Source organism: Oscillibacter sp. (assembly GCF_031978065.1).
Lineage (GTDB): Bacteria > Bacillota > Clostridia > Oscillospirales > Oscillospiraceae > Oscillibacter.
The window spans coordinates 1-22,232 of the sequence record NZ_DALZCH010000034.1 but is presented as its reverse complement, the minus strand read 5'-3'; the positions used below and the strand labels follow the sequence as shown (position 1 = coordinate 22,232).

Annotated in this window: 29 protein-coding genes; 11 read left to right on the top strand and 18 right to left on the bottom strand. The window is 48.9% G+C overall.

Features of this window, described 5'->3' with window-relative positions:
• Positions 1-147: 147 nt before the first annotated feature.
• The 3 genes from RTK01_RS07045 to RTK01_RS07035 all read right to left on the bottom strand — a co-directional run bounded on the left by RTK01_RS07045 (position 148) and on the right by RTK01_RS07035 (position 2,101).
• Entirely contained in the window at positions 148-903 is a 756-nt protein-coding gene (locus RTK01_RS07045; RefSeq protein WP_312280294.1) for a hypothetical protein, read from the bottom strand.
• Between the two features lie 71 nt (positions 904-974).
• Complete coding sequence (locus RTK01_RS07040) at positions 975-1,370, bottom strand: hypothetical protein (protein ID WP_312280293.1); 396 nt, start codon at positions 1,368-1,370, stop codon at positions 975-977.
• A gap of 116 nt (positions 1,371-1,486) precedes the next feature.
• Positions 1,487-2,101 carry a hypothetical protein gene (locus RTK01_RS07035; RefSeq protein WP_312280292.1) on the bottom strand — a complete coding sequence of 205 codons (615 nt, stop codon included), beginning with the start codon at positions 2,099-2,101 and terminating at the stop codon, positions 1,487-1,489.
• Positions 2,102-3,035: 934 nt separating this feature from the next.
• Here RTK01_RS07035 and RTK01_RS07030 point away from each other — a divergent pair.
• Positions 3,036-4,118, top strand: a complete 1,083-nt coding sequence (locus RTK01_RS07030; protein ID WP_312280291.1) for a nitronate monooxygenase — start codon at positions 3,036-3,038, stop codon at positions 4,116-4,118.
• Between the two features lie 24 nt (positions 4,119-4,142).
• Here RTK01_RS07030 and RTK01_RS07025 read toward each other — a convergent pair whose 3' ends face one another.
• Positions 4,143-4,592, bottom strand: coding sequence for a DMT family transporter (locus RTK01_RS07025; RefSeq protein ID WP_312280290.1), 450 nt, complete (start codon positions 4,590-4,592; stop codon positions 4,143-4,145).
• A gap of 32 nt (positions 4,593-4,624) precedes the next feature.
• On the opposite strand from RTK01_RS07025, the gene RTK01_RS07020 reads away from it, so the two are divergent.
• The gene (locus tag RTK01_RS07020) at positions 4,625-4,762 is read left to right on the top strand and encodes a hypothetical protein (RefSeq protein WP_312280289.1); all 138 of its coding nucleotides are present in this window, start codon (positions 4,625-4,627) and stop codon (positions 4,760-4,762) included.
• Between the two features lie 585 nt (positions 4,763-5,347).
• Here RTK01_RS07020 and RTK01_RS07015 read toward each other — a convergent pair.
• From RTK01_RS07015 to RTK01_RS06985, 7 genes are all read right to left on the bottom strand, one after another.
• On the bottom strand, positions 5,348-5,602 hold the full coding sequence (locus tag RTK01_RS07015; RefSeq protein ID WP_312280288.1) for a type II toxin-antitoxin system RelB/DinJ family antitoxin: 255 nt from the start codon (positions 5,600-5,602) through the stop codon (positions 5,348-5,350).
• 235 nt (positions 5,603-5,837) lie between these two features.
• Positions 5,838-6,119, bottom strand: coding sequence for a tyrosine-type recombinase/integrase (locus tag RTK01_RS07010; protein WP_312280287.1), 282 nt, complete (start codon positions 6,117-6,119; stop codon positions 5,838-5,840).
• A gap of 15 nt (positions 6,120-6,134) precedes the next feature.
• Positions 6,135-6,362 (bottom strand): hypothetical protein, encoded by a 228-nt coding sequence (locus RTK01_RS07005; protein WP_312280286.1) that lies wholly within the window; start codon positions 6,360-6,362, stop codon positions 6,135-6,137.
• Positions 6,363-6,622: 260 nt separating this feature from the next.
• Entirely contained in the window at positions 6,623-7,237 is a 615-nt protein-coding gene (locus RTK01_RS07000) for a Fic family protein (RefSeq protein WP_312280285.1), read from the bottom strand.
• Positions 7,230-7,415 carry a hypothetical protein gene (locus tag RTK01_RS06995; RefSeq protein WP_312159656.1) on the bottom strand — a complete coding sequence of 62 codons (186 nt, stop codon included), beginning with the start codon at positions 7,413-7,415 and terminating at the stop codon, positions 7,230-7,232. The genes RTK01_RS07000 and RTK01_RS06995 overlap by 8 nt, the downstream gene beginning before the upstream one ends.
• 101 nt (positions 7,416-7,516) lie before the next feature.
• A complete protein-coding gene (locus RTK01_RS06990) occupies positions 7,517-7,678 on the bottom strand; it encodes a DUF4368 domain-containing protein (protein ID WP_312280284.1) in 162 nt (53 codons plus the stop codon).
• A 531-nt stretch (positions 7,679-8,209) separates the two neighbouring features.
• On the bottom strand, positions 8,210-8,416 hold the full coding sequence (locus RTK01_RS06985; protein ID WP_312280283.1) for a helix-turn-helix transcriptional regulator: 207 nt from the start codon (positions 8,414-8,416) through the stop codon (positions 8,210-8,212).
• A gap of 108 nt (positions 8,417-8,524) precedes the next feature.
• Here RTK01_RS06985 and RTK01_RS06980 point away from each other — a divergent pair, with 108 nt between their 5' ends.
• The 4 genes from RTK01_RS06980 (at position 8,525) to RTK01_RS06965 (ending at position 13,107) form a co-directional block, all read left to right on the top strand.
• On the top strand, positions 8,525-8,788 hold the full coding sequence (locus RTK01_RS06980; protein WP_312280282.1) for a hypothetical protein: 264 nt from the start codon (positions 8,525-8,527) through the stop codon (positions 8,786-8,788).
• A gap of 278 nt (positions 8,789-9,066) precedes the next feature.
• Positions 9,067-10,182: a site-specific integrase gene (locus RTK01_RS06975; RefSeq protein ID WP_312280281.1), complete on the top strand. Its 1,116-nt coding sequence runs from the start codon at positions 9,067-9,069 to the stop codon at positions 10,180-10,182.
• A 416-nt stretch (positions 10,183-10,598) separates the two neighbouring features.
• On the top strand, positions 10,599-11,276 hold the full coding sequence (locus RTK01_RS06970; RefSeq protein WP_312280280.1) for a carboxypeptidase-like regulatory domain-containing protein: 678 nt from the start codon (positions 10,599-10,601) through the stop codon (positions 11,274-11,276).
• Positions 11,277-11,289: 13 nt separating this feature from the next.
• Positions 11,290-13,107, top strand: coding sequence for an S-layer homology domain-containing protein (locus tag RTK01_RS06965; RefSeq protein WP_312280279.1), 1,818 nt, complete (start codon positions 11,290-11,292; stop codon positions 13,105-13,107).
• A gap of 151 nt (positions 13,108-13,258) precedes the next feature.
• Here the strand turns inward: RTK01_RS06965 and RTK01_RS06960 are convergent, their stop codons facing one another.
• Entirely contained in the window at positions 13,259-13,471 is a 213-nt protein-coding gene (locus tag RTK01_RS06960; protein WP_312280299.1) for a hypothetical protein, read from the bottom strand.
• A gap of 242 nt (positions 13,472-13,713) precedes the next feature.
• Between RTK01_RS06960 and RTK01_RS06955 the strand changes: the two genes are divergently transcribed.
• Both RTK01_RS06955 and RTK01_RS06950 read left to right on the top strand, forming a co-directional pair.
• On the top strand, positions 13,714-13,935 hold the full coding sequence (locus RTK01_RS06955) for a helix-turn-helix transcriptional regulator (RefSeq protein ID WP_312280278.1): 222 nt from the start codon (positions 13,714-13,716) through the stop codon (positions 13,933-13,935).
• Positions 13,936-14,157: 222 nt separating this feature from the next.
• Positions 14,158-14,502, top strand: a complete 345-nt coding sequence (locus RTK01_RS06950; protein ID WP_312280277.1) for a hypothetical protein — start codon at positions 14,158-14,160, stop codon at positions 14,500-14,502.
• 114 nt (positions 14,503-14,616) lie between these two features.
• Here RTK01_RS06950 and RTK01_RS06945 read toward each other — a convergent pair whose 3' ends face one another.
• The 3 genes from RTK01_RS06945 to RTK01_RS06935 are packed head-to-tail and all read right to left on the bottom strand — an operon-like array spanning position 14,617 to position 16,885.
• Complete coding sequence (locus tag RTK01_RS06945; protein WP_312280276.1) at positions 14,617-14,958, bottom strand: helix-turn-helix transcriptional regulator; 342 nt, start codon at positions 14,956-14,958, stop codon at positions 14,617-14,619.
• Positions 14,955-15,341, bottom strand: coding sequence for a hypothetical protein (locus tag RTK01_RS06940; protein ID WP_312280275.1), 387 nt, complete (start codon positions 15,339-15,341; stop codon positions 14,955-14,957). Before RTK01_RS06940 ends, RTK01_RS06945 begins: the two co-directional genes overlap by 4 nt.
• Entirely contained in the window at positions 15,338-16,885 is a 1,548-nt protein-coding gene (locus RTK01_RS06935) for an AAA family ATPase (protein ID WP_312280274.1), read from the bottom strand. Before RTK01_RS06935 ends, RTK01_RS06940 begins: the two co-directional genes overlap by 4 nt.
• Positions 16,886-17,052: 167 nt before the next feature.
• Here RTK01_RS06935 and RTK01_RS06930 point away from each other — a divergent pair, with 167 nt between their 5' ends.
• From RTK01_RS06930 to RTK01_RS06920, 3 genes are all read left to right on the top strand, one after another.
• Positions 17,053-17,271, top strand: coding sequence for a helix-turn-helix transcriptional regulator (locus tag RTK01_RS06930; protein ID WP_312280273.1), 219 nt, complete (start codon positions 17,053-17,055; stop codon positions 17,269-17,271).
• Positions 17,272-17,646: 375 nt separating this feature from the next.
• On the top strand, positions 17,647-17,826 hold the full coding sequence (locus tag RTK01_RS06925; protein ID WP_312280272.1) for a hypothetical protein: 180 nt from the start codon (positions 17,647-17,649) through the stop codon (positions 17,824-17,826).
• A gap of 63 nt (positions 17,827-17,889) precedes the next feature.
• Positions 17,890-19,317 carry a recombinase family protein gene (locus tag RTK01_RS06920; RefSeq protein WP_312280271.1) on the top strand — a complete coding sequence of 476 codons (1,428 nt, stop codon included), beginning with the start codon at positions 17,890-17,892 and terminating at the stop codon, positions 19,315-19,317.
• 179 nt (positions 19,318-19,496) lie between these two features.
• Here RTK01_RS06920 and RTK01_RS06915 read toward each other — a convergent pair whose 3' ends face one another.
• The 3 genes from RTK01_RS06915 to RTK01_RS06905 all read right to left on the bottom strand — a co-directional run bounded on the left by RTK01_RS06915 (position 19,497) and on the right by RTK01_RS06905 (position 21,948).
• Positions 19,497-19,889 carry a BlaI/MecI/CopY family transcriptional regulator gene (locus tag RTK01_RS06915; RefSeq protein ID WP_312280298.1) on the bottom strand — a complete coding sequence of 131 codons (393 nt, stop codon included), beginning with the start codon at positions 19,887-19,889 and terminating at the stop codon, positions 19,497-19,499.
• Between the two features lie 451 nt (positions 19,890-20,340).
• Complete coding sequence (locus RTK01_RS06910) at positions 20,341-20,886, bottom strand: CHAP domain-containing protein (protein WP_312280270.1); 546 nt, start codon at positions 20,884-20,886, stop codon at positions 20,341-20,343.
• Positions 20,887-21,123: 237 nt separating this feature from the next.
• Complete coding sequence (locus RTK01_RS06905; protein WP_312280269.1) at positions 21,124-21,948, bottom strand: enoyl-CoA hydratase/isomerase family protein; 825 nt, start codon at positions 21,946-21,948, stop codon at positions 21,124-21,126.
• Between the last annotated feature and the right edge of the window lie 284 nt (positions 21,949-22,232).

Below are 22,232 nucleotides of genomic sequence, written 5' to 3'. Positions count from 1 at the left end.
CCATAATAAACCCTCCCTATTGATTTTGGTTTTTGTAGACCCTAGTTGATAGCCAGTTGCGTATTGTTTATGTTAAGTCCAGAAGAATACTCAGGGCTTGCCCTTAGTAACATAATGAGAAGTTCACTCACCAAATTATTTTGTATTTTAGTGCTTAATTATAATTACTCTTACACCCTCAAATTTTTCAATATCACCTTTGAATTCTGCTTCATTCTGGATAACACCCAAATCATACACAATGTAAAGCTGGCGTTGATAAATCTTTTGATAGGCGGTAATGTCTGCACTTATTTCTTCAATCATCTTTGATTTTCTGCCGTCTCGCAAAAGTTTTACCTCAATACACAGATTCAACTTTGAAATAATGAAGTCTGGAATGTACTCTTTTCCGGAGAATTCAAACTTACCAGATTCTCTGTCGTAATCAGTTCCTTTGCTCAGTCCGCGACCTAACAATAGTGATTCTATAGCATTTTGAACTTCAACTTCTTTATCTGGCTTATTAAATATGACTGTGCGAAGGCGGGAAGAAAAAAAGTTTTCAATATTGTCGAACTCATCGTCAACAAAATCAATACTTCCTTCAACACTGGCTAACAGCATTTTTGCACTGATAAGCACCTGCTCAAGGATTTTCTTTTCAACGCCCCATACAGCGTTTCCATAACCAGGTATATCAGCAATATTAAAAGTGTATATCATCGAAGAAACTTTCAGAACATGCTTTACTTGTTCTGCAAAATCGTTATATATACATGCCATGTCTTTATAGCTTGAATATCTTCCAATCTCCGCCGTATGGGCGTTGTGTAAAATGTCCTGTATTGTTTCGCAAAATGCGCGTATTTGAGAAATCAGGACTTTTATTTCTCTCGTTTCATCCAGTGTATTTTTTGCCATTATGTCACCCTCCCTGAACAGCTTATAGTTCATGATCTTCGGCTTGCATATGGAAATGGACTGCTTAATTGTTAAATACAGCCACCTAACGTCAGAATAATTTGTGTATACTTAAAACCAGTGTTTAGCCTACTGCACTCCATAACGATATAATAATCATCGTCATTCTCGTCTTTTACGACTATCCCTTGCGACAAATCTGTAGTCCATAATGGTTTTGCGCCAAAATAGGGTTCTACAAAATTGTTTGTTGGATTTGGCATATCGACATTAAAGCCGTTATCTTTAAGCCACTTATGATAATCGTTAAGTGCCGGGAGACCCATTGTCATAACGGCAGATGCGATGCTTTGCTGCTGCTCAAATTCATCTTCCAAGCAAAAACAATATTGTTCTGTTGGATCAAGTTCATAACCGTGTGTTATAACAGTCTTGCCGAAATTTTCATTAAGTTTTAGCTTTTTCATAATGATTTGCTTCCTTTCTATTTAACGTAATATTTAGTTTTGCAATGACATGTAACCCTTGAACTATTTAAACAAGCTGTTCTGCTTCAGCGGGCGTATTTGCAGTAAAGTGTCGTTCAATGGTTTCTAAATGTATCAGTATTAAATAAAATGGTGTATTTCTTTTCAAAATCTCTAATTGTAACGTTATAGGGCTGATATTCCACATTACCCTCTATTATATCCCACGCCCAAGTTATAGAGTCATGCAATTTAATTAGGTTAAGGGAAGGTATCTCAGCTTTTCTATTAGAGAATACTGCTTGACGATAGTACGACTTTGTGTAATTGTCAGTTGAAAATACTGGCTTAATCCGCCCTTTAAACCCATCATTGTAAATCCATCTTGAGTGGTCAAACATTGTTTCAATAATCGGATCATAGTTGGTTGTGAATATGTTAAACTGACGATCCAATGCGGAATTACTTCTCTCTGAAAAAATTCGATACAGAATGGCTCCGAGTTGCGTATAAACATCAAAGTCATGTGAATATATAAATACTTTATCTACGATCGGAAATATGCACCTTGAAAAGAATGACCAGTATAGATATGCGGATAGAATAGTACACTTTTTCTTTTCTACCTCATCGATAGCCTGATATTTTCGTAGTGCTTCAAATACGATTTCATTGTTATCAAGAGTTCCCAGAAGATCTGCAGAAAAACCTGCACCCAAAAGGAAGCTCACACGACATCCCGAAAACTAGATTTTTGAAACACGAATCAGTATCATTTCTTATATCGTTTTGCTATGACCTAACGCCAGATGAACTTCGTGTAATTGCTATTAAACGCTATTGATACGTTCAAAATTACTAAAACGTCTAATCATTTTATTCCATTTTTATAGTATACCACAATCTCCCAAATAATCAATAAGTTCGACTTTTGGTGTGAGTGTTATCTCTTCCCCTCTCTCCTTCGGTCAAAGTAAAAAAAGCAAAAACCAAGGCGATATTCCCTTTTTGTATCAGGGAATACCGCCTTGGTTCATTTAGATTGAACGTAGAACTGGTCAATTAATGGTCAAATTTACAGGTTACTCCAGACTTAGCAATCTTCCTTAACCCTTAAAACCCTTGATAGCATTCGCATCCTGCTGCCGCTTTTCCTCCAGCGCCTCCTTCAGGATCATATCCTTCACCTTTATGGAGTCCAAGTGTTAGTCAGTGCTAATAAGTCTCAAAACGCCTTGTGTACCAACGCATTCGTAGCTTCTGTTTCTCAATTAACACCAACTAGAATGAAGCTGTGTCAGCATTTAATTGGTCAAATGGCGGTCAATCGCAGCATCTGCCAATCTCCACATACTCCCACCGCATTTTAGACCGAATAGCCCAAAGTTTTTCCTTACCTCCCGATTAATTGACAAATTGCTTCTTCTGTCCAAAATCATTTGGAAAAGAGCAATAAATTCAGGCTTTTCCATGATAAACGCAGAAGAAAAAATTTTCGCAGAGTGTTTGGAACGCCTTGTTTCAGCTCTCCCATGTTTTTATAAAATATATATAAACGTATTACAAAATATCGCAAATCATTTTACCTGTTTTTAGATATTTATGCATTGCAGAAAAAGCGAAAAAAGTATATACTCATTTCATTCATATAAAGTGAGGTGCAGGATGAATCTTCCCCAAATCAAATTAAACGGGCTCACTGCGGCGGTGCCCATTGTACAAGGCGCCATGGGCATTGGTGTGTCCGGAGCCCGACTTGCGGCAGCGGTGGCAAATGAAGGCGGGATCGGGATGATTTCCGGCGTGAACGTCGGATATCGGGAGCCAGACTTTTCCACTCATACGTCCGAGGCTAATTCGCGTGGTCTGGTGAGCGAGATCCGAAAAGCCAGAAAGTTGGCTCCAAAGGGAATTATTGGACTAAATCTACTTGTGGCAATGAATCAATATTCGGAGTTGGCAAAAGCTGCGGTCGATGAGGGGATTGATCTGATAGTTTCCGGGGCGGGACTCCCGCTGAAGCTTCCAGAAATCGTGAAGGGGTCTAAAACCAGGATCGCGCCTATTGTATCCTCGGGTAAGGCCGCAGAAATCATTTTAAAATATTGGGATCGGCATTTTAACACAACCGCAGATATGGTCGTGGTAGAGGGAACGGAGGCCGGTGGGCATTTAGGGTATTCTCCCGAAATTCTGGCGGGGCCGGAGAAGCCAAAGCTGCTTGATACGCTGAAAGAAGTGCTCGAAACGGTGAAGCCATTCGGAGAGAAATTTAAAAGGCATATCCCCGTGATTGCGGGCGGCGGAATCTTTAACGGCTCCGATATTGCCGAATGTATCCGAGATGGGGCAGACGGAGTTCAGATGGCAACCCGTTTTGTGGCGACCGACGAATGCGATGCGGATCGCGCCTATAAGGAAGCCTATCTCAGCGCCAGAGAAGAGGACATTGTGATCATTAAAAGCCCGGTGGGAATGCCGGGCAGGGCGCTGAACAACGCATTCATTAAGAGAGTGACCAAATGCGGGGACGATATCAAGGGCTGCTTCAGCTGTTTGAAGGGCTGCAATCCCAAGGTGGCGCCATACTGTATCTCAAAGGCCCTGATCAATGCGGTGACGGGCAAGGTGGATGACGGGCTGATTTTTGTGGGCAGCAATGTGCACCGGGTAAAAAAAATTGTCCCCGTCAGAGAATTGATTGCAGAACTGAAAAACGAAGCCGAAGCCTCGCTGGCGCTCTACTGACAAGCAGCGCGCTAACGGTGGCTTTCACCGAACCACCAGATTGGCTCCCAGCAGCAGGAACAGGATGCCGCATATTTTATAAAGATCGATACGAATGTGATTGAACAGCATATCAATTACGACCCCTGTGAGGATCTGTGCGGCCAGGATCAGCGTGAGTGTTTTAGATACACCCAACACCGGGATGGATTTTGAGGATAAATAGATAATCATGGCACCGAAAAGTCCTCCGATCAGCAAGACCGGGCTTACGTGAAGGACTCGGATATAGCGGATATAAGAGCCTCTGAGAATGCTGATAACGGCCATGAAGACAGCCCCCGTAACAAGACTGTGCAGCGTTGCAATGCTGGGCGTGAGCTGCTTGGCCAGTTGAGAGTTGACGCTGGATTCCAGAGCGGTGAAAATACCGGTCAGGATCGCGCCTAAGATTGCCTGATACAGAATGACCGCCGCCTTTCCTCTCTCCTGCATTTCATATCCGTATGCCGGTTGGCGGAGGAATTATGACGGTCGGTTTTACAATTAAACGCCGCCCGGGGCTTCCCCGGGCGGCATTCTTTCTCAATTTCCGGCGTAATGCTTGTATGGATCCTCTCAAAGACATCGTCACCGCTCTTTTTCACCGCTTTACGCGCTTTTGAGCATGGTAACCATGGTGCCTGATCCCGCATAAATTGGTTTTTATTAACAGGCCCTTGAAATCATAAGTTTTAAAATAAAGGCTATAATAGTGTTTGGGTACTAAAGTACCCGGCAGATATTTAGTTTGAAAGCAGGAGATGATTGAGTTGAATCGATCTATCTTTGATCCTATTATGATTCGAGCTGTTCGCTGAAGGATTAACGGGTGAAAATTAGGCTGATAAACTCCATTTTCCTATGAACAATTAAATACCAGCTTATAGGCAGGGACTCTTAATTGAGCCCCTGCCTATTTACGTAGATCGGAAGATTATATGCCGGACAGCACTGCGGAAAGAATCCGTAATGGCATTATCCTGATCCACGGACTCTCTCGTGACTTTCAGAGAAGCCTCTGTTTTTCTACCGAAATCTTCTTTTATGACGTGACATCCTTCTATATAAGGCACATTTCTATATAATATGATATTATAACGCATTTTTGCTCGTAATAGCAAGCTGGTCATTTGTCGCCGTAATGAGTACGGCAATCTGCAATTATTAGTTTGCTGTCCTTAATCTGATAGACAAACCTGTTTGCATAGTCAATCCTGAATCAAATCATGGGCGGTTAGCTTCCCCTCGTCCGCTTCCTTAACAGCCTGCCGCAATGCTTTCATGTTAGTTTCTGTGAAAAGCGGGTCAACCGCGATTTCAAAGGGTATTTTGCCCTGCCGCACAACCGCCTTTGTGAAAATGTTTATTGCCGTGGTCATGTTCATGCCCATTTCATCAAAGAGGGTTTCGGCCTGTTTTTTTAGGTTTTCATCCATGCGGATAGTAACGCTTGTCGTTGCCATATGATCAGCCCCTTTCTGCATCTTCATTATAAGTTAAATAACTTACATCGTCAATACATAGTATGCTAATTCTCTAAAATAGTATACTGATTTAATAAAATATAAACACAGTCCAGCCCGCTATAAGTTTCCTCACAGCGGGCCTTGTGTGCTGCCCTACATTATTCCGGCTCTACTTCGGTAATCAATAAGAAAGCCTCTGACAGCCATCAAAGCTGCCAGAGGCATCTACTATTTATTCAAGAAACTGATCCAACTTTGCCAGCTTGTCCACCTCCCTGATGGCCTTGGGTTTGATCAGGTGCACATAGGTGTCTATGGTTGTCTTGACCGACGCATGACCCAACTGTGCGCTGATGGTTTTATAATCCATATCGCTTTCAAAACAACGCGTGGCATAGGTATGTCTGAGCGTATGTACCGTGGCCCCCTCAATCCCCGCCTTTGCTGCAAGCCGATTAAACGAAATTTGCACTATCCGGTTATAAGGCATTTTCCCTTTCGTGTTGGGGAACACAAGGCATTGCGCATTCTATACCTGCCCCAACTTCTCCATCTGTTCCACCTGCTGGCGTTTATGTTCCGTCAGAATATTCGCAAGTCCCTTCGTAATGACCACGCTCCTTGTGCTGCTTTTGGTCTTGCAAAAGTCCTCCACCACCAGTTCCGCACTGTGGCTGGCATAGTCGTGATAGACAATGGCCTTTTTATTGACTACGATAACAACCTGCTTTCTGGATGCGAATGATGCCCCTGGCAAATAAGCCACATCTGGCGAAAAATTCGCAGTGCGTAGCTCGCGTGGCTGCCGCGTGAGTTACACACATATGAGATTTTTTTCAGTTTTGGTTTTGCCAACTAAAATCAAATTGTCGGCAAGTCCGAAAACAAAGAAAACAAGCCGGTTTCAGCATCTTTCAAACCATTTTTGTAGTTTGAATTGTGCTAAAACCGGCCCGTGTGGTAGAGCGTACGGTTCGCATCTGTAAGGCCGTGGTGTGCATATAAAACCACGGATTTCTACTCATCTTTTTGAAGGCACGGGTTCAATACGTCTTCCAACCGCGCTGTCTCGTATACCGACTCGACCATGGCCTGCAGGAGTTCGTCCACTGGAACTGCACTCCAATCTACCTTGTAGCCGTTTCGCAGGAACAGTAGCCGCATGAATTCTCTTGTTGCCCGACCATTTCCCTCGCGGAAGGGGTGGATATAGTTCAGTTCGGCCATGTAGTAAGCGCTGCGCTTTATGAATTGCGTCCGGTCGCCCCCAGCCAGATAGTGCTCGGCGCGTAGCCCGCTCAGTAGGCTTGTAAGCTTTTCCCCGATCTGATTAAAACCAAGAAACCTTGTTTCACCTTTTGCAATGTCCTCCCGTCGAAAGTGCCCTGCGAAGGGATACACGTCGCCAAGAAGCCGCCGGTGGATATTGCAGAGATGGCTTGGCGTGAAACGCCCCGAAACCGGATTCTCAACCAGTTCGGTTTGCCGTGCCGCAGAAATGTCGGCTTCAATGCGCCGTAGCATCGCTCCATCACGGATACCCAGTTTGTTCCGAAGGACATTTGAGTCCTTGTGGCAATAGACAGAGCCTGCGACCGCATAAACGTCGTATTTCCCAAAGCCGTCAGGCATTGGGGTGCCTGCTTTCGATGCCATAGCTGCGTTTGATCTGCTCCACGGCACTATCTCCGGAAATGCGGCCCTCGGCAATCTTCTCGCAGAGGCGGACAGCCTTGTGGCTTGGTGCCATTTTCTCTGCCGCATGGGTTGCAAGGGAGTATTTTACGCTGTCTTTTGCTTTTTGTGTCATATTATCCGCCTCCAAACTATTTTTGTATTATATCACATTTCCGGTGCCGTTATCAAGATATTCCGGCAATTCATAATACGATGCGTACATACCCGACGTACTTAAACTTTCTGGGCTTTACTGCCGTTCATCTGCGTCTCCCGCCGAGATATATCGATCCACTCGATCAGCGTGTGCAAAACATGGGCGTCCAACTCCTGCAGGTCTGTGTATTTTTCGATCAGAGAGGTAAACTGTTTCGCCTTGATGACCGCCTCGTCCACTTCGAATTCCGCGCGGAACCATGGCACGGTTTGAGGAGCCGCAGGAGCTTGTGATGTATCTGCTGCGGGAGACAATTTTATCGGATAAGCTCATTAAAAGTGTGAATTCTGCGACCGTTTTCTCATTCGCCGGCGTGCGCCAGCAAGCAGCGGAACCTTGACGGCTTCTGCGGAGAGAAAGATGTCAGCGCGGCGTAAAAACGCATCATCGTCAATCTCACCGTCAAAGATAAAAAGCAAAGAGAGCTCCGCCGCCAGTATTGCCTGGACGGCGCAGCCGTGGTGAAGCCGCGCTAGGTGCTGCGGCAATAACTATTTCCATCAGGAGCACTTCCTCTCTGCGTGGGAAGCGCTGAATAAAGCAGATAAAAAAAGCTGGCAGATCGCAAGGCACACGAGCAGATCAAAACGGAGACTGGACAGTCGGCTCAGTTACGCCAAGAGCATTCATATCAATAATGACAGTTGCCTCGGAGAATAGAAAAAATTTTGGATAGAAAATAATCGGTTGGCTGTAATTCAGCCAACCGATTATTTTTTATCCGGAATAAATCGAATTACATCTGAGACCTCGCATTGCAGAATGCTGCATAAGTCATTCAGTGTATTCAGCGTGACGCTCCTGTTTTTGCGTAGCGCATCCATCGTTCCGGTGCTGACGCCATATTGTTTAATCAGCGCATACTGACTGACGCCTTTTCGCTTTAACGTATCCCAAAGAGGCTCAAATGTAATCACGCTACACCCTCCGTTTTCCTTTAAGGATAGCGTGATTATTATGACTTGAATATAGCCGAATATCAGGCTATAATATAGGAAAAAAATACATAAGGAGGCGCAGGCAAAATGAAGCGCAAAAAGTCGAAGCAAAATTCTTTTGATCTATCCTTATATTTGTCCCATAACGCATTAAAGCAAATTGCCAGACGAGAGGGAAAAAGCATTGAACAGATCCGCAAACATATTCAGATTGCAATGATGTCGGGTCTTTTGAGTGACGATACCAATGTGCAAGAAAAGTGGGGGCGTATTCCACATGCTGGAGAAGTGCCAAGTCCGGAAGAGGTCATTGCGTATTATGCCAACAAGCTGTCTTCCGAAGATAAATAAAGCCTTACCCTCAAAAAGACAAATGCCTTTTCCAGATACGGCTTAAATGTCGTCAAGTATTCGACTTGAGGACATGAAATTATATAATTTCAGTGTTTATTCTATGACAGAAGTCGCCATAAGTCAATTGTATTTGCCCTTTTTGAGAAATGAAACTCTATAGTTTTTAAGAAAAAAGCGAAATAGTAGAAAAAGGTATCCGTTTAAAATGTTTATAGCCACAAAAATCGCCGTCAAGTTTTCCGTCACGGCAAAGACAAGAAGGAGGAGGTCGTTCCATGGCACGCAGAGGAGAAAACATTTATAAAAGGCAGGACGGGCGCTGGGAGGCCCGCTATATCAAAAGCCGCGCGTTAAACGGAAAGGCGGTATACGGGTATATCTACCGCCGCAGCTATTTAGAGGTAAAACGGGCGCAGGCCGAGGCGAAAACAACCAGCGTGACTGGTAAGGTGGAACCGCACAGTCTGCGTCATCCCAAAAATTTGGAAGCCTATCTGACCGCATGGCTTCCATTGATTCAGGAAAGTGTAAAAAAATCCACCTTTGCCAATTACAGCGGGCTGATTCGCCGCCACATTATTCCGGACCTCGGGAAGATACCCCTGGAGCAGTTATCCAGTGAACTGGTACAAGACTATATCAACCGAAAGCTAAAAAGCGGCAGGTTGGACGGGACAGCAGGATTGTCGGTTAAGACCGCTAAAGATATTATCGGTCTGCTCAAACGAAGTCTTAAACCTGTTGGCATAGATTTGCAAATAAAACTTCCGCGTTATAACCTTCCCAAACCCCGGGTCCTGTCTCCGACGGAGCAGTCGGCCCTGATTAGCACCGTGCAATGCACTGACGATTTAGAGGGCTTCGGCGTTCTGCTTAGCCTGTTTACCGGTATTCGTATTGGAGAACTATGCTCGCTAAAGTGGGGGGATATTTCCCTGAAAGAGGGCGTTTTACACGTAACCAAGACCATCCAGCGGATGGAAAATTACGAAGGTGGTAAAAGCAAAACCATTATTGACATCGGCGCTCCGAAAAGTGAGAGTTCGGTGCGGAATATTCCGCTGCCTCAGTTCTTACTGCAAAAAGTGGCGGAGTTGAAAGAAACCGCCGGAGAGGATGACTATATCCTGTCCGGCAGCCGCCATTATGTAGAGCCCCGTCAGTGCCAGCACCATTTCAAAAAGCTGGTCAGAGAAGCCGGTATCCAGGACATCAACTTTCATGTTCTACGACACACCTTTGCCACGCGGTGTGTGGAACTGGGAATTGATATCAAAACCATCAGCGAAGTCCTCGGTCACTCCAGCGTCAACATGACTTTAAACCGATATGTCCACCCCGCTTTCGAGCACCAGAGGAAGTGTCTGGAAAAATTATCGGTTTCTCTTTAACAACTTCTTTCATTCTCCGTCAGAAAGTTCCGTCAAAAGTCTTATGAACTCCTCGAAATATCAGCATTTTTCGGCCTAATGTCCTCAAGTCGAATACTTGACGACAAGCTGTGCAATTCGCTTCAGTTTGCCATGCGGTTAGTATATCCAGCCGCAGATGTCTTATTCGGACTCAGGACATAGTACGCTTTCATTTTGCGCATAAAGCGTACCACCGGTTTAGGTGCCACAGGCACGAAAAATGCTTTTGAAAATAGAAAAGGAGGTCATGAGAATGCAGTTTGTGATGATGAACAGCTCCTAAGCCGCTGCCCCGTTATGCCGTGCCTTCAGTTTCATTTAAGCACGAAACGGCACAAAAGCAGGTATTCACAGCAAAACTGTGGGTACCAAATTCAGATGAAGGGAAGTATATCATGAAAACAAAAGTACATAAGGGGCTGGCATGGCTACTATCGCTTTGCATGGCTGTCATGCTGTTGCCAGTGAGTGTGTTGGCAGTGGATCTCAGCACCTATACTGTCAGCGGCACTGTGAGCGCCGGTGACACCGGAGCTTCCGTGGAAAACATTACAGTTAATCTGTACGCTTCAACAGACACGGACTACGAGAACTTGCTCAGCAGCGGCACCACCGATGGCGACGGCGCATATTCCATTGATAACGCAGTGGAGGCCGGAAACTATGTGGCTGTGGTCGCGGCTTCCGCGGGTAGCTATGCCCAGTCCACCGCAGACGTCACCGTAAGCAACGCGGCTGTGACCGATGCAAACATCACTCTGGTCGCAGAGACTCCCCTGCCCAGCACCTATACCATTACCGAAATCGGAGCCGAAGCCATTGGCGGCGCAGGCATTACTCGTACCATTACCACCAACGGTACAGATGGAAGCCAGTATCTGGTTGTCCAGATGACCGAAGGCACAGGCGCTGATGCGCATGTGTCCGTCGTCATGGTGAAGGCAAATGACTCCATCGACGTTTCTTACAAGACCACCGCGGCGGTACAGGTTTGGCTCACAAACGGCATGCCTGCCCTGAATGGTTCTGAGGCAACGGGTGTAACCATTTTTGACACAAAGACGGCAGAATAAGGGGGACGCAACTATGAAACAGCGCATCTCATCTCTCCTTCTGGTTTTTTGCCTTTGCTTGTCATTTTTGACTATTACGGCTGGAGCAGCAGAGTCTTCTGCGGTTAGCGGTACTTATGCAAACGGCATCGTAACGGTAAGCGGCACAGGTTTTCAGGCTAATACCAAGTATAGCATGATTGCTGTAAAAGACGCTTCTGACAATCTTATCGCTTTGGGCAGCACGGCGACAAATGTAGAAGGCGCTTTCAGCGCCAGCATCACAACCGGCGCTGTCAGTACACCAAATACCTGCAAGGTTTATGTCTATAACGACATTGGCGGCGCCGTGGTCGCTTCCGGCCTAATTTCCGGGACCGGCGTTACGACCTACACCATCACAGCCAGTGCAGGCAGCGGCGGCGCCATCAGCCCCAGCGGAAGCGTTTCTGTGAATGACGGCGCAAACCAGACCTTTACCATTACGGCAAGCTCTGGTTATTCCATTTCCGCCGTAACGGTGGACGGAGCTTCTGTCGGGACTGTGAGCACGTACACATTCAGCAATGTAACTGCCAACCATACGATTGCGGCTACCTTCACCTATAGCGGCGGAGGCGGCGGCTCTGGCGGTGGTTCAGGTGGCGGCTCCAGCAGCGGAAGCACCCCTTCCGGGGACTCGTCGACAGCGACGACTGTCAATGGAAAAACGGATGCTTTCGGCAAAACCACAGCTTCTGTCACCACAAGCACGGTAGACTCTTTGGTGGAGGCGGCCAAAAAGGCCGAGGCCAGCGGGAAATCCGCCGTTGTGGAAATCAAGCTGGATACCACCGCAAGCACAAAATCCGCTGCGCTGATGATCCCTTCTGCGGCGCTCTCCAACGTTGCCAATCATACGGATGCTGCGGTTAAGATTGAAGCCGGTATTGCAACGGTAACCTTTAGTGCCGACGCAGTGCAGGCAATCAGCAACGCTGCCGGAAACAAGGACGTAAGTATCTCCGTTGCAGCAGTGGACCAGACCTCCCTAAGCAGTACCGCACGGCAGCTCATAGGCAGCCGCCCGGTATATGATTTTACCATCACTGCCGGGAACAGTACCATTTCCAGCTTTGGCGGCGGTAGCGCTGAGGTCAGCATCCCGTATACGCCTCAGGCCGGAGAAGATGTCAATGCCATTGTTGGGTATTATATTGACGGCAATGGCGCTCTCCAATCCGTTCGCGGCGCTTATAACAGCAGCACAAAATCCGTGGACTTCACGGCTTCCCACTTCTCCCGGTATGCGGTGGGCTACAACAAGATTAGCTTTACAGATGTGAGCACGGCCGACTGGTGCTATGCGCCGGTCACGTTCTGCGCCGCCCGCGGCATTACAGCCGGCACAACGGCGGCGACGTTCAGCCCGTCCGCAACGGTAACCCGCGGACAGTTTATTGTGATGCTGATGCGGGCGTATGGGATTGAGCCGGACAGCAACCCCGGCAGCAACTTTGCGGACGCGGGAAATACCTATTACACCAATTATCTGGCAAAGGCCAAGGAAATGGGCATTTCCGCGGGCATTGGAAACAACCTGTTTGCACCGGACCAGCAAATTACCCGTCAGGAAATGCTTACCCTGCTCTACCGGGCGCTGAACGTACTGGATGCACTTCCCGAAGCGACAAACGGCAAAACCCTGTCCAGTTTCAGCGACGCGGCATCCGTTTCGGATTATGCCAAGGATGCCATGACAGCTCTTGTCCAAGGAGGCGTCGTTGCCGGCAGTGACGGAAAACTGAACCCGCGGGGGCAGTCCTCCCGCGCGCAGATGGTACAAGTGCTGTATAATCTGCTGTCCAAGTAAACCCAGCAATTGCTTAAACCCACGATTCTGAACAGAATCGGACGGGCCTGCCGCTTGTTAGAGTGGCAGGCCCGTTTTATGTGTCTGATACAATGTGCCCATGTTTTTTTTTAAGCAATTAAGAAGCATATAGCTACTGATCACTAAGAGCCTAGTACAGTGCTTTTCCAAGAGCAGATTTTGGAGGTGCATTTTTTGTTTGAGACCACGCCAACAAGGCGTCTAAAACAGGCTTGTACAATGGGGTGCTCGGCATCGCCGCCGGTTCGGTACAGCCACATATAGCTCTTGGACTGCGCTTTTTCCCCTCCTCACGGAGTACCTGCAAGGTGGTCTCATCGGTGTGAAGCACTTGCCGCTGCACAAGCTGTCGGTGCAGGACTTCATAGATCTGTGTCAACCAATGCTCCGAGGCCCAGATGAGTCAGTCGGACATGGTGGGCCTGCTGAGCATGATGCCGACGCGGTTCCATTCTGTGCTCCTGCCGGTATAGTGGAGACCTCATCATATATTTTTGTACCGCAATAGGGGCAATGGCCTCCGCAGAGGCGTAGCTGCCGGGAATCACGGGCGGTTCCTTTATTTATATTGTAAGAGTGGACTTGATGATTTCCTACGCGCCGCTGTGGGAGACGATGAAAAAGCGCGGGGCCACGACCTACATCTTGCAGGTCAAGGGCGAGATTAGCAGCTCCACCATTCGGCGGCTGAAAGCCAATGAATCCGTTTCCACCAATACGCTGAAGACGTTGTGCAAAATATTGAATTGCACGTTGGACGATGTGATGGCCTATCTTCTCGACACGGAGCCGTCCAGCGAAGTATAAAATTGTAATAGTATATGTGCGCTTCAAGTAGGAGTTTTTAACTTCTGCCTGAGGCGCATTTTTAATGGCATTTGTAGAGACAGAAGCCGCTCTGCAGAAGTTGCCTCCATGTCAGGTGCTTGACCTGGGGGGTATGTACAGACAAGCGTAAAAGCTGTATTATGGAGTAAAAAATTCTTGGCTGTGAACGCTCCGGCGCTAAGCCAATGTTGAGGAGGCAATATGAAAGTAAAAAGCAATCAGGCCAACGACATGGCACCGCTGGAAATCATCCTCTATGGCGCAGTGGGCGATTACCGGGGCATATCCTCTGTCGGTGCGTTTTATAACCGGCTAGGGCTTCTCGCTCGGCTGGAATCCGGCGAGATTCCAACCGTTTCCTGGCTTCATATGAATCCCGTCGACTCCGAGGCGTTGGAGCAGATAATTCTCAAGGAACTGCGGCGAAAGAACCGCGGTCGCCTCGTAAGCGCTGTTCGAACCGGTGCGATGATGGACTGGCTCAACCTGGCTCCCGGGCGAGATGAGACCGTGCCTCAGGGTGAACTTTGGGTTGTGGACCGGTAACAGAACTGACGATTTTGAAGGACGGGTTTGAAGGCCCTGAAGAATGTGAAGAACCAAAATGGGACGGGGTGTGCAGCTTGCACACCCCGTTCCGTTCTTTTATGTCGTTTGCTATTACGCCGCTCCCAAATTCTGCCTCAAACTCTCCTTCACGGTTGCCGCCACGTCCCGGAGCACTCGCCGCTCCATCGGGGAGCAGTCTTCCAGTAGTGTCTGCACCTCTGAAAAATAAGCATACCGGTCCGCCGATTGGTTCCCGGCCAGCAGCCTGTCTAGGGTCAAATCCAGCGCCGCCGCAATGCGCACCAGAGCCTCTAGGCTGGGGTGTTTAACGGCCCGCTCAATGTGGCTGATATAGGGTGCAGAAAGCCCTGTCCGCTCTGCCAGCTGTTCTTGAGTCATGCCCTGATGGAGCCGGTTCGCCCGCACCTGGCGGCCAATTTCCGAGAAGTTCATAAACAGCCTCCTCTAAAAATTTCCCATCTGGTCATTTTCTCAATCGTGTCCTGCTTCTGTGTCAAAAACTCCTTTGCCTCAACCCACAGCTCCCCTTCCGGAATCTGGTTGCTGGGCAACGGCGCTCTGTTGAAGCAGTCAGTCCGGGCGGTGTTGTTGCGGATGCGTCCGATCAAGTGTGGCTCCCGGCGCTGAACCTCTGCCTGAATCAAATTCCGCAGACGACGATGGTCCTTCTCGCTGATGCGCAGTTGGTCCACATGGCAGATGTCCTCTGGGCTAAACCGGGACGTGAGGCCAAGCCTGTCATAAAACTCCAACAGGCATCCCACATCGTGAAAATCCTCAATGCTTCCATAATTGATTACATCAGTCGTTCTCATCCCGCCTTCCTCCTTTCCCGGATGACCTTCACTCGCTCCGCCAGGGTGGAGTATCGAGGGCGGGGCGGCGACTCCAAGGCCTTACGCACCATGTCCTCGTCCCCCACCAGAATCAACCGGCGCTTGGCCCGGCTGATTGCAGTATACAACAGATTCCTGCTCAACATCACACCAAAGTCCCGGATCACCGGCACGATGACAGTATCATACTCACTGCCCTGTGCTTTGTGGATGGTCAGCGAGTAGGCCAGATCAAACAGGGCGAGGTCGTGCGAATGGAAGCCAGTCACACCCCCGCCAAAGTCTACATCAAAGGATCGTGAATCCTGCCGGATCGAAATGATTCCAATGTCTCCATTACAATGACACTCCGCGTTCTCAGTCAACAACACCTTGTCCCGGTCACGGAAGATCAGCGGCTTCAGCGAAAGTTCGGGCTTCCCACCGGCGGGGGGATTGACAATCTGCTGGAGAGCCAGATTTAGCCCCCGGGCGCTGGCCCGGGATGACACGCGAAAGGGGGACAGCACTTGCACCTCATCACCCGCCGCAGTCAACGGACCATACAGAGCGACAATCTCCCACCGGGCCTGGGTATCCGTATATGCTTTCACCAACTGAAAACTATCGTCGAACTCCAACGTCACAGCACCTTCCTGATTGAAGTCCTGAACATTATTCAGAAGGGCTTCCGACTCCCGGTCCTGACGGTGGTTCCCCTGCAGATGGACGTGGGGGACGCCCAGAGCCAGCAGGTCCTGCAGCACATTTCCGGCCCCGACGCTCTGGAGCTGCTGGGGGTCGCCTACCAGCACCACCCGGCAATCGGAGGACGCCTGATTCAGTAGCCCTGCCAGCATCTCCAGTGTCAACATAGACGCCTCGTCGATCACCACCAGGTTGGTCGCCTTCCAGAGAGCGTGGCGATTGACCCCATCTAAAAAATTGCTGTCCGGTACCTTGCCTAGCGCCCGGTGGACGGTGTGGGCAGAATGGTCCGCTTTCACAGCCATATTCCGGGCGGCTCGGCCGGTAGGGGCGCAGAGAATGGTCTGCTGTTTGGGGGTCAAGATGGAATTGGCAAGGTGCAGCGCCCGAATCATGGTGGTCTTTCCGCTCCCGGCCCCGCCGGTGACGATGGTCATTCTGTGACTCAGACAGGTTTTCACTGCTTCTCTCTGGCTCTCGTCCAGCGGCGCAGCGAGGACGGCTTCCGCCCCGGCCAGAGCAGCGTCCAGTTGAGTTGCCGGAACCGGAAATTCAATGGCTCCCAAGCGCCTCGCCACCTCAATCGCCGCTGCCTGCTCGTAACGGTGATTGGCTCCTAGGTACAGCCGCTCCCCATCCGCCGCAAGGGTTTTCTTCTCCAACAACGCGTCAATCTGCCGGTCTATCTGCATGGCTGTCTGGCGGCTCTGCTGGCGCAGGCACCGCGCCAGCAGTTTATCCGCCGGAAGATAGACGTCCCCGCTCATGGCCGCTTGGTACAGCACGTCCAGAACCGTATTTCCCTGTTTCTGTGAAGGGTTCGTTTTTGCGTTCATTCAATTGCCTCCTAATTGATCGTTTTCTGTAGTAGAAACTTAATAATTTTATATTACACTATTTAGTGTCAAGTGTCAAGCAGAGATAGATACTTATTTGTTTCAATTAAACCTTTTTCTTGACAGAGGACACATAAAAATGTATATTGAGCATAGGGGGTGATTGCATGAACTTGACAATTGGGGAGAAGATCAAAGTTTTGATGAACCGTCAGGGCGTGACTGTAACGGAGTTGGCTGCGGCTACCGGTCAGACGCGCCAAAATCTGTCCAATAAGCTTAACCGGGACAATTTTACGGAAAAAGAAGCCGAGGTGCTAGCCAAGGCGCTAGGCTGCAGCGTGTCAGTCATTTTCACCAAAATTGGCACCGGAGAGTCGATCTGATTCCTCAATCGACTGACACTGTGTGCACCTCTGGCTGTCTCGCTAATTTTGCTAAAAAGTTTGAGTATTGTTCCTTTATTGGAACAATACTTTCATTTTATATATTAAATGTTGACAATATTCTTTTTACGTGGTAGTATTTAGTCAGATATACGCCCGCGAATCGTTGGCACGGTTGCGGGCGCAGGAATGGTAACATCCTGCTCAGCCCTTACGGAACCAAACGACCAGCCACCCTTCCGGGAAATGGTCGCGCGGACGCACCGTCATCGATATCCACCGTCTGTTTGACGTGGGTATTGATGGCGGTGCGTTCTTTTTTATTCCATTGGGTTAAAAATGGATGATTTTGGAAACTATAAACCCGGAGGGGATATGATGACATTTCGATATTATGACTGTGAAGGGCATCAGCTGACTTCCGAGCAGTTGAGAGAACTAAATATTTCAACTCCGGTGATGGAACATGTCTTTGCGTCGGTTCTGAAGCGAGTACAGGAAGAAATCGATATGCCGGCAAGTTCTTCCAAGGTACCTGAGCCCGTTGAAAGCTGACCCGTTCTATGATAAAATTAGCCTGGCTTTTAAGCCGGGCTAATTTCCTAAGGAAGGAGGATTATGAGCAAATCCAAAATGCTAAAGGTATCCGAGGCCGCAGGCGGCCTCGTACTTGCCCTATACATTCGTGTTTCCACAGACCGTCAGGCCGATGAGGGTTATTCCATCGACATCCAGACAGAGAAGCTTCAGGCCTATGCCAAGACCATCTCGGGCGTTGACGAAGTTCGCCTGTATACCGATGATGGGTACAGCGGCGGCTCCCTTGACCGCCCAAAGATGGGAAAGCTCATTGACGACATTCAGGGGGGCGAGATCACCCATGTTATGGTGGTAAAGCTGGACCGTCTCAGCCGCTCCCTCAAGGATACGATGCACCTGATCGAGGATGTTTTTATTCCCAACAACGTGACCTTCATCAGTATTCTGGAGAGCTTCAACACCAATACCCCTTTTGGCCGGGCCATGGTGGGCATCCTGTCCGTCTTCGCCCAGTTGGAGCGAGAGAACATCTTCGAGCGGACACGCGGAGGGATGCAGAAGCGGGTCGAGGCGGGCTTTTGGCCGGGAGGCGGGCGCACGCCCTATGGATACGACTACGACCTCACACAGGGCATCCTGGTACCCAACGCGGATGCCGAGAAGGTTCGATACATCTATGACCGGTATCTCAACGGGGAGGCCCTTCAGGCCATAGCGGACGCCCTGGGGCTGAAGTATGAGCGGGTGGCTTACAACATCCTAACGCGGAAATCCAACGCCGGCTTCATCGTCTACAACGGCCAGGAATACCGGGGCAAGCATGAGCCCATCATCTCTTTGGAAACCTACGAGAGGGCCATGGAACTACTTCGCATCCGGTCAGCCAATAAAATGGTCTGCAAGACGGACCATCTTTTGACGGGGTTGGTGCGCTGCGGGCGCTGCGGCGCCCGGATGCGCTACTCAAAGTGGGGCAAAGCTGGCTACAAGCTGGTGTGCTACTCCCAGCAGACCAGCAAGCGGTATCTGGTGAAGGACCCCAATTGCGACAATCCCGCCACCTGGGCGGAGGATGTGGAGGACGGCGTGGTACAGGCTTTGTTCCTTGCTGTAAAGGAGCGCCTTGTGGATGCCCGGGAAACCGTGGAGTCTCAAGGTACCTCCGCGATGCTTCAAGAGCAGCTGGAGCGTACCGAAGCTAAACTTCGGCGGCTTTACAGTCTCTATGGCGACGATGGAGACGAAGCCTTGCTGGACACCATTCAGGAGACGAAGGCCGAGGTGGCCCGTTTGGGCGAATCACTGATTGATGAGAACACCCGGAATTCGGCGGCCCGGAACGCCATGAGGACCTTTGCACAGTTGGAGGGAATCCAGGACGCCTGGGACGAGATGAGTGTTCCTGAACAACGGATGGTGCTGGCCTCGGTTGTGGAAAGCATTACAATTGACAGCGAGTTTACTGACGTTAAGCTTAAATATGGACTTAACACGCAATTATCTTAGAATTTGGACAACGGAACGCTATCCCGCTGAAACCGCTGCTGCCGATACTGCACGGGATCAGCAGCCGCAGAAGGACTAATCCCCAAAGGGCATATTGCAGCTGCAGACTAATTTTGCCTCTTAGAAAATAGCGCAGAGCGATGATAACTGCAATTAAAATGCTTGAGGTAACAATCCATTTAATCACTACTATTTGCCTCCTCCATCTGTTGCAGTATCCCATATAGCTCGTCAAGTTCCGCCTGCGAAAGTGCCTGCTTTTTTGTTAGAGTGCTTACCATAAGGCTTAGGCTACCTTTATAGACCCGGTTGAGAAAATCCTCTGTTTCCTGCAGAGCAGCGTCTTCACGCTTAATGAGAGAAGAATAGACTTTCATACCCTCTTTATCCTCGCAGCGGATTAGGCCCTTTTCCGTCATGCGGCGAAGCATCGTCAACGTCGTACTCCGGGTCCAGCCCACATGTTTCTGCAAATAATCCGTGGTCTCTCTGCCTGTGCGTGGTGACGTTTCCCATAAACACTCCATGAGGTGCCATTCGGTATTGGTAAGTCTTATATTTGGCTCATTCACTTCAATCACGCTCCATTCTGTTTACATTGTAGACATATTATATGCTCAGCTGTTTACATTGTCAACATCTGAGCATATAAAAATTATTTGACAAGCAAATACCATTAAATTGGGCTAGAGATACACCCCCCATCACTTCGTTCAGATAGTCGGTTATAGCCTTTAATCCACCAACGCAATAGGCCGATATTTTTAAAATGTACAAGTCAAAATGCAGGTCATGAAATAGGCAAAGTCGCCCGAGAAGGTTAATCCTCGGGCGACTTTATTCTTCACACTTTTGCCGCCATCTTGATAATCAGTAGCTCCACAGCCCGCTCCGTCCAGCCCTTGGACTTCCAGCGGTCGGGTCTATCAATCACCCCAGCGGCTACCAGCTATCCCCCGAACTTCTCATGATACCGGTGTAGCATCGTGACAAACTGCTTCCGGGTCAGCGGACTGTCCAGCATCAGATCGCCAGAGGCATTCCCCTGCATGATACCGCTGTCCACGGCCCACTACACAGGCTCCGGCAACTCCATCGCATACAAAACCTCACGGCCCCCAGAATCGTCTTTGCGGCCCGCGTGCGCTCCATCACCTCGCCGCCGTTGGAATCGTTCCCTACGGCGGTATTGCCCTCAATGCACAGGTAGCCTGTGGCCGTAATCTGCGCAATGATTCCGCAGTGATCGGGAATCTTGTCCCCACCCCAGTCGAAAATCACAATGTCCCCCGGCAGGTATCCGGATGTGACCCACATCCCGGCCATTTTGGCCGCGTTCATCAGCGCCGTGCAGCTTGCCGTTTTTACGGGCAAGGATACTCCCGACTGCGCACAACACCGCCGCGCAAATACCACACACCACGGATACGCGTCTCCGGACACCTCCCGCCCGTAGTACCAAGTGTTGTATTTGATCTTGTTGCTTCCGGCCGGGGATTCAACTCCCCCCACCTCCACCAGACAAAACCGCTGTGGCTCTATGGCCACAGCGGTTTTTAATTTCTGCAAAAACCCAGTCAGCAACCCATACACAAACAATTCTATGGGGATTACTTTATTTCCGCCCCATCCGCTCCATGCGCTCGTCAATGGCCATGCATATGAAATCGTTCAGGCTCTCCCCCTACTGCGTCCGCTGCGGCTCCCGGAAATTCGTCGGCTACGTGGGAAAGCGCCGTCAAGTTGATATATAAGCACCCTAAAAACAGAACAGGCCGGGCACCCTATGATGCCCGGCCGTTCCATTTACTGCAGGTCAGTCTTTTCTTTGGATTTTCTATTTAAACGTTCAACCAGGGCGGCCGTCCGTATCCGGTAGTCATCCAACTCAGTCACGATTCCCATAAAAGAAGAAACCAAATCCAGTGAAGCTCGCAGAGTACTCTGCGAGCTCTGGTCAATCGCTCGTTTCGTCAGGCGCATAGCCTGCTGAGGCCCGTCCAACAGTTTTTGAACATATTGTTTCACATAATCATCTAACTGGTCATCGGGTACAACGCGTGTGACAAGACCGATCCTCTCCGCTTCAGGGCCTTTTAGGACCCGTGTTGTCAAAAACAAGTCGAGTGCCTTGTCTCGCCCTACAAGGCGAGGTAAAAAGTAAGCGCCGCCGTCACCGGGTACAATTCCTGCGTTGAAATAGCTTTCGGAAAGCGAAGCACTCTCCGAAGCAATCCGGATATCACACATCAGAGCCATATCCAACCCCGCGCCCACAGCCGCACCGTGAACCTTTGCAATCACTGGTTTGTCGATTTCCTCCAGAATCAGTGGAATACGCTGGATCCCGTCCCAAAGAGAGTTCTTTCTAGCAAGCGCAGTGGAAGTAATATCCTCATTGCTTTCAAAAAATCCATTTCCTGTCGCCATGGCCTTTACATCTCCTCCGGCGCAAAACGCTTTCCCGTTTCCCGATAGAAGAACAACGTAAACATCATCCCGATCTCGGATGTCCTCCAGTGCGTTTGCCCAAAGTTGAATCATTTCTTCGCTGAAACAGTTGAGATGTTCCGGGCGATTTAGTGTAATGCGGGCTAAATGATTTTCTACTTCATAAATTAAATCCGACATATTATAATCTTACCCCTTCTTAATCTTCGCAATACTTGTAGATGGCGTATGCGGTATTCAATGTGTGCTTTTGTCGATATAATAGCTGTTTTACAATTATTATATCACAAAGCCATATTATGAGTTGACAGAAAATCAGCCCAATAAATCCTTAATTTCCAAGCAAATAGCTGAAATGTTTGCTAATTCAGAACCTTTATTCTTTCTTAACGGAGTAAAGGACATAAAATCGCAAATTGCAAGTTCAAGTTGGACACCCATGGTAGAGAAGGTGTAGGTTCTTA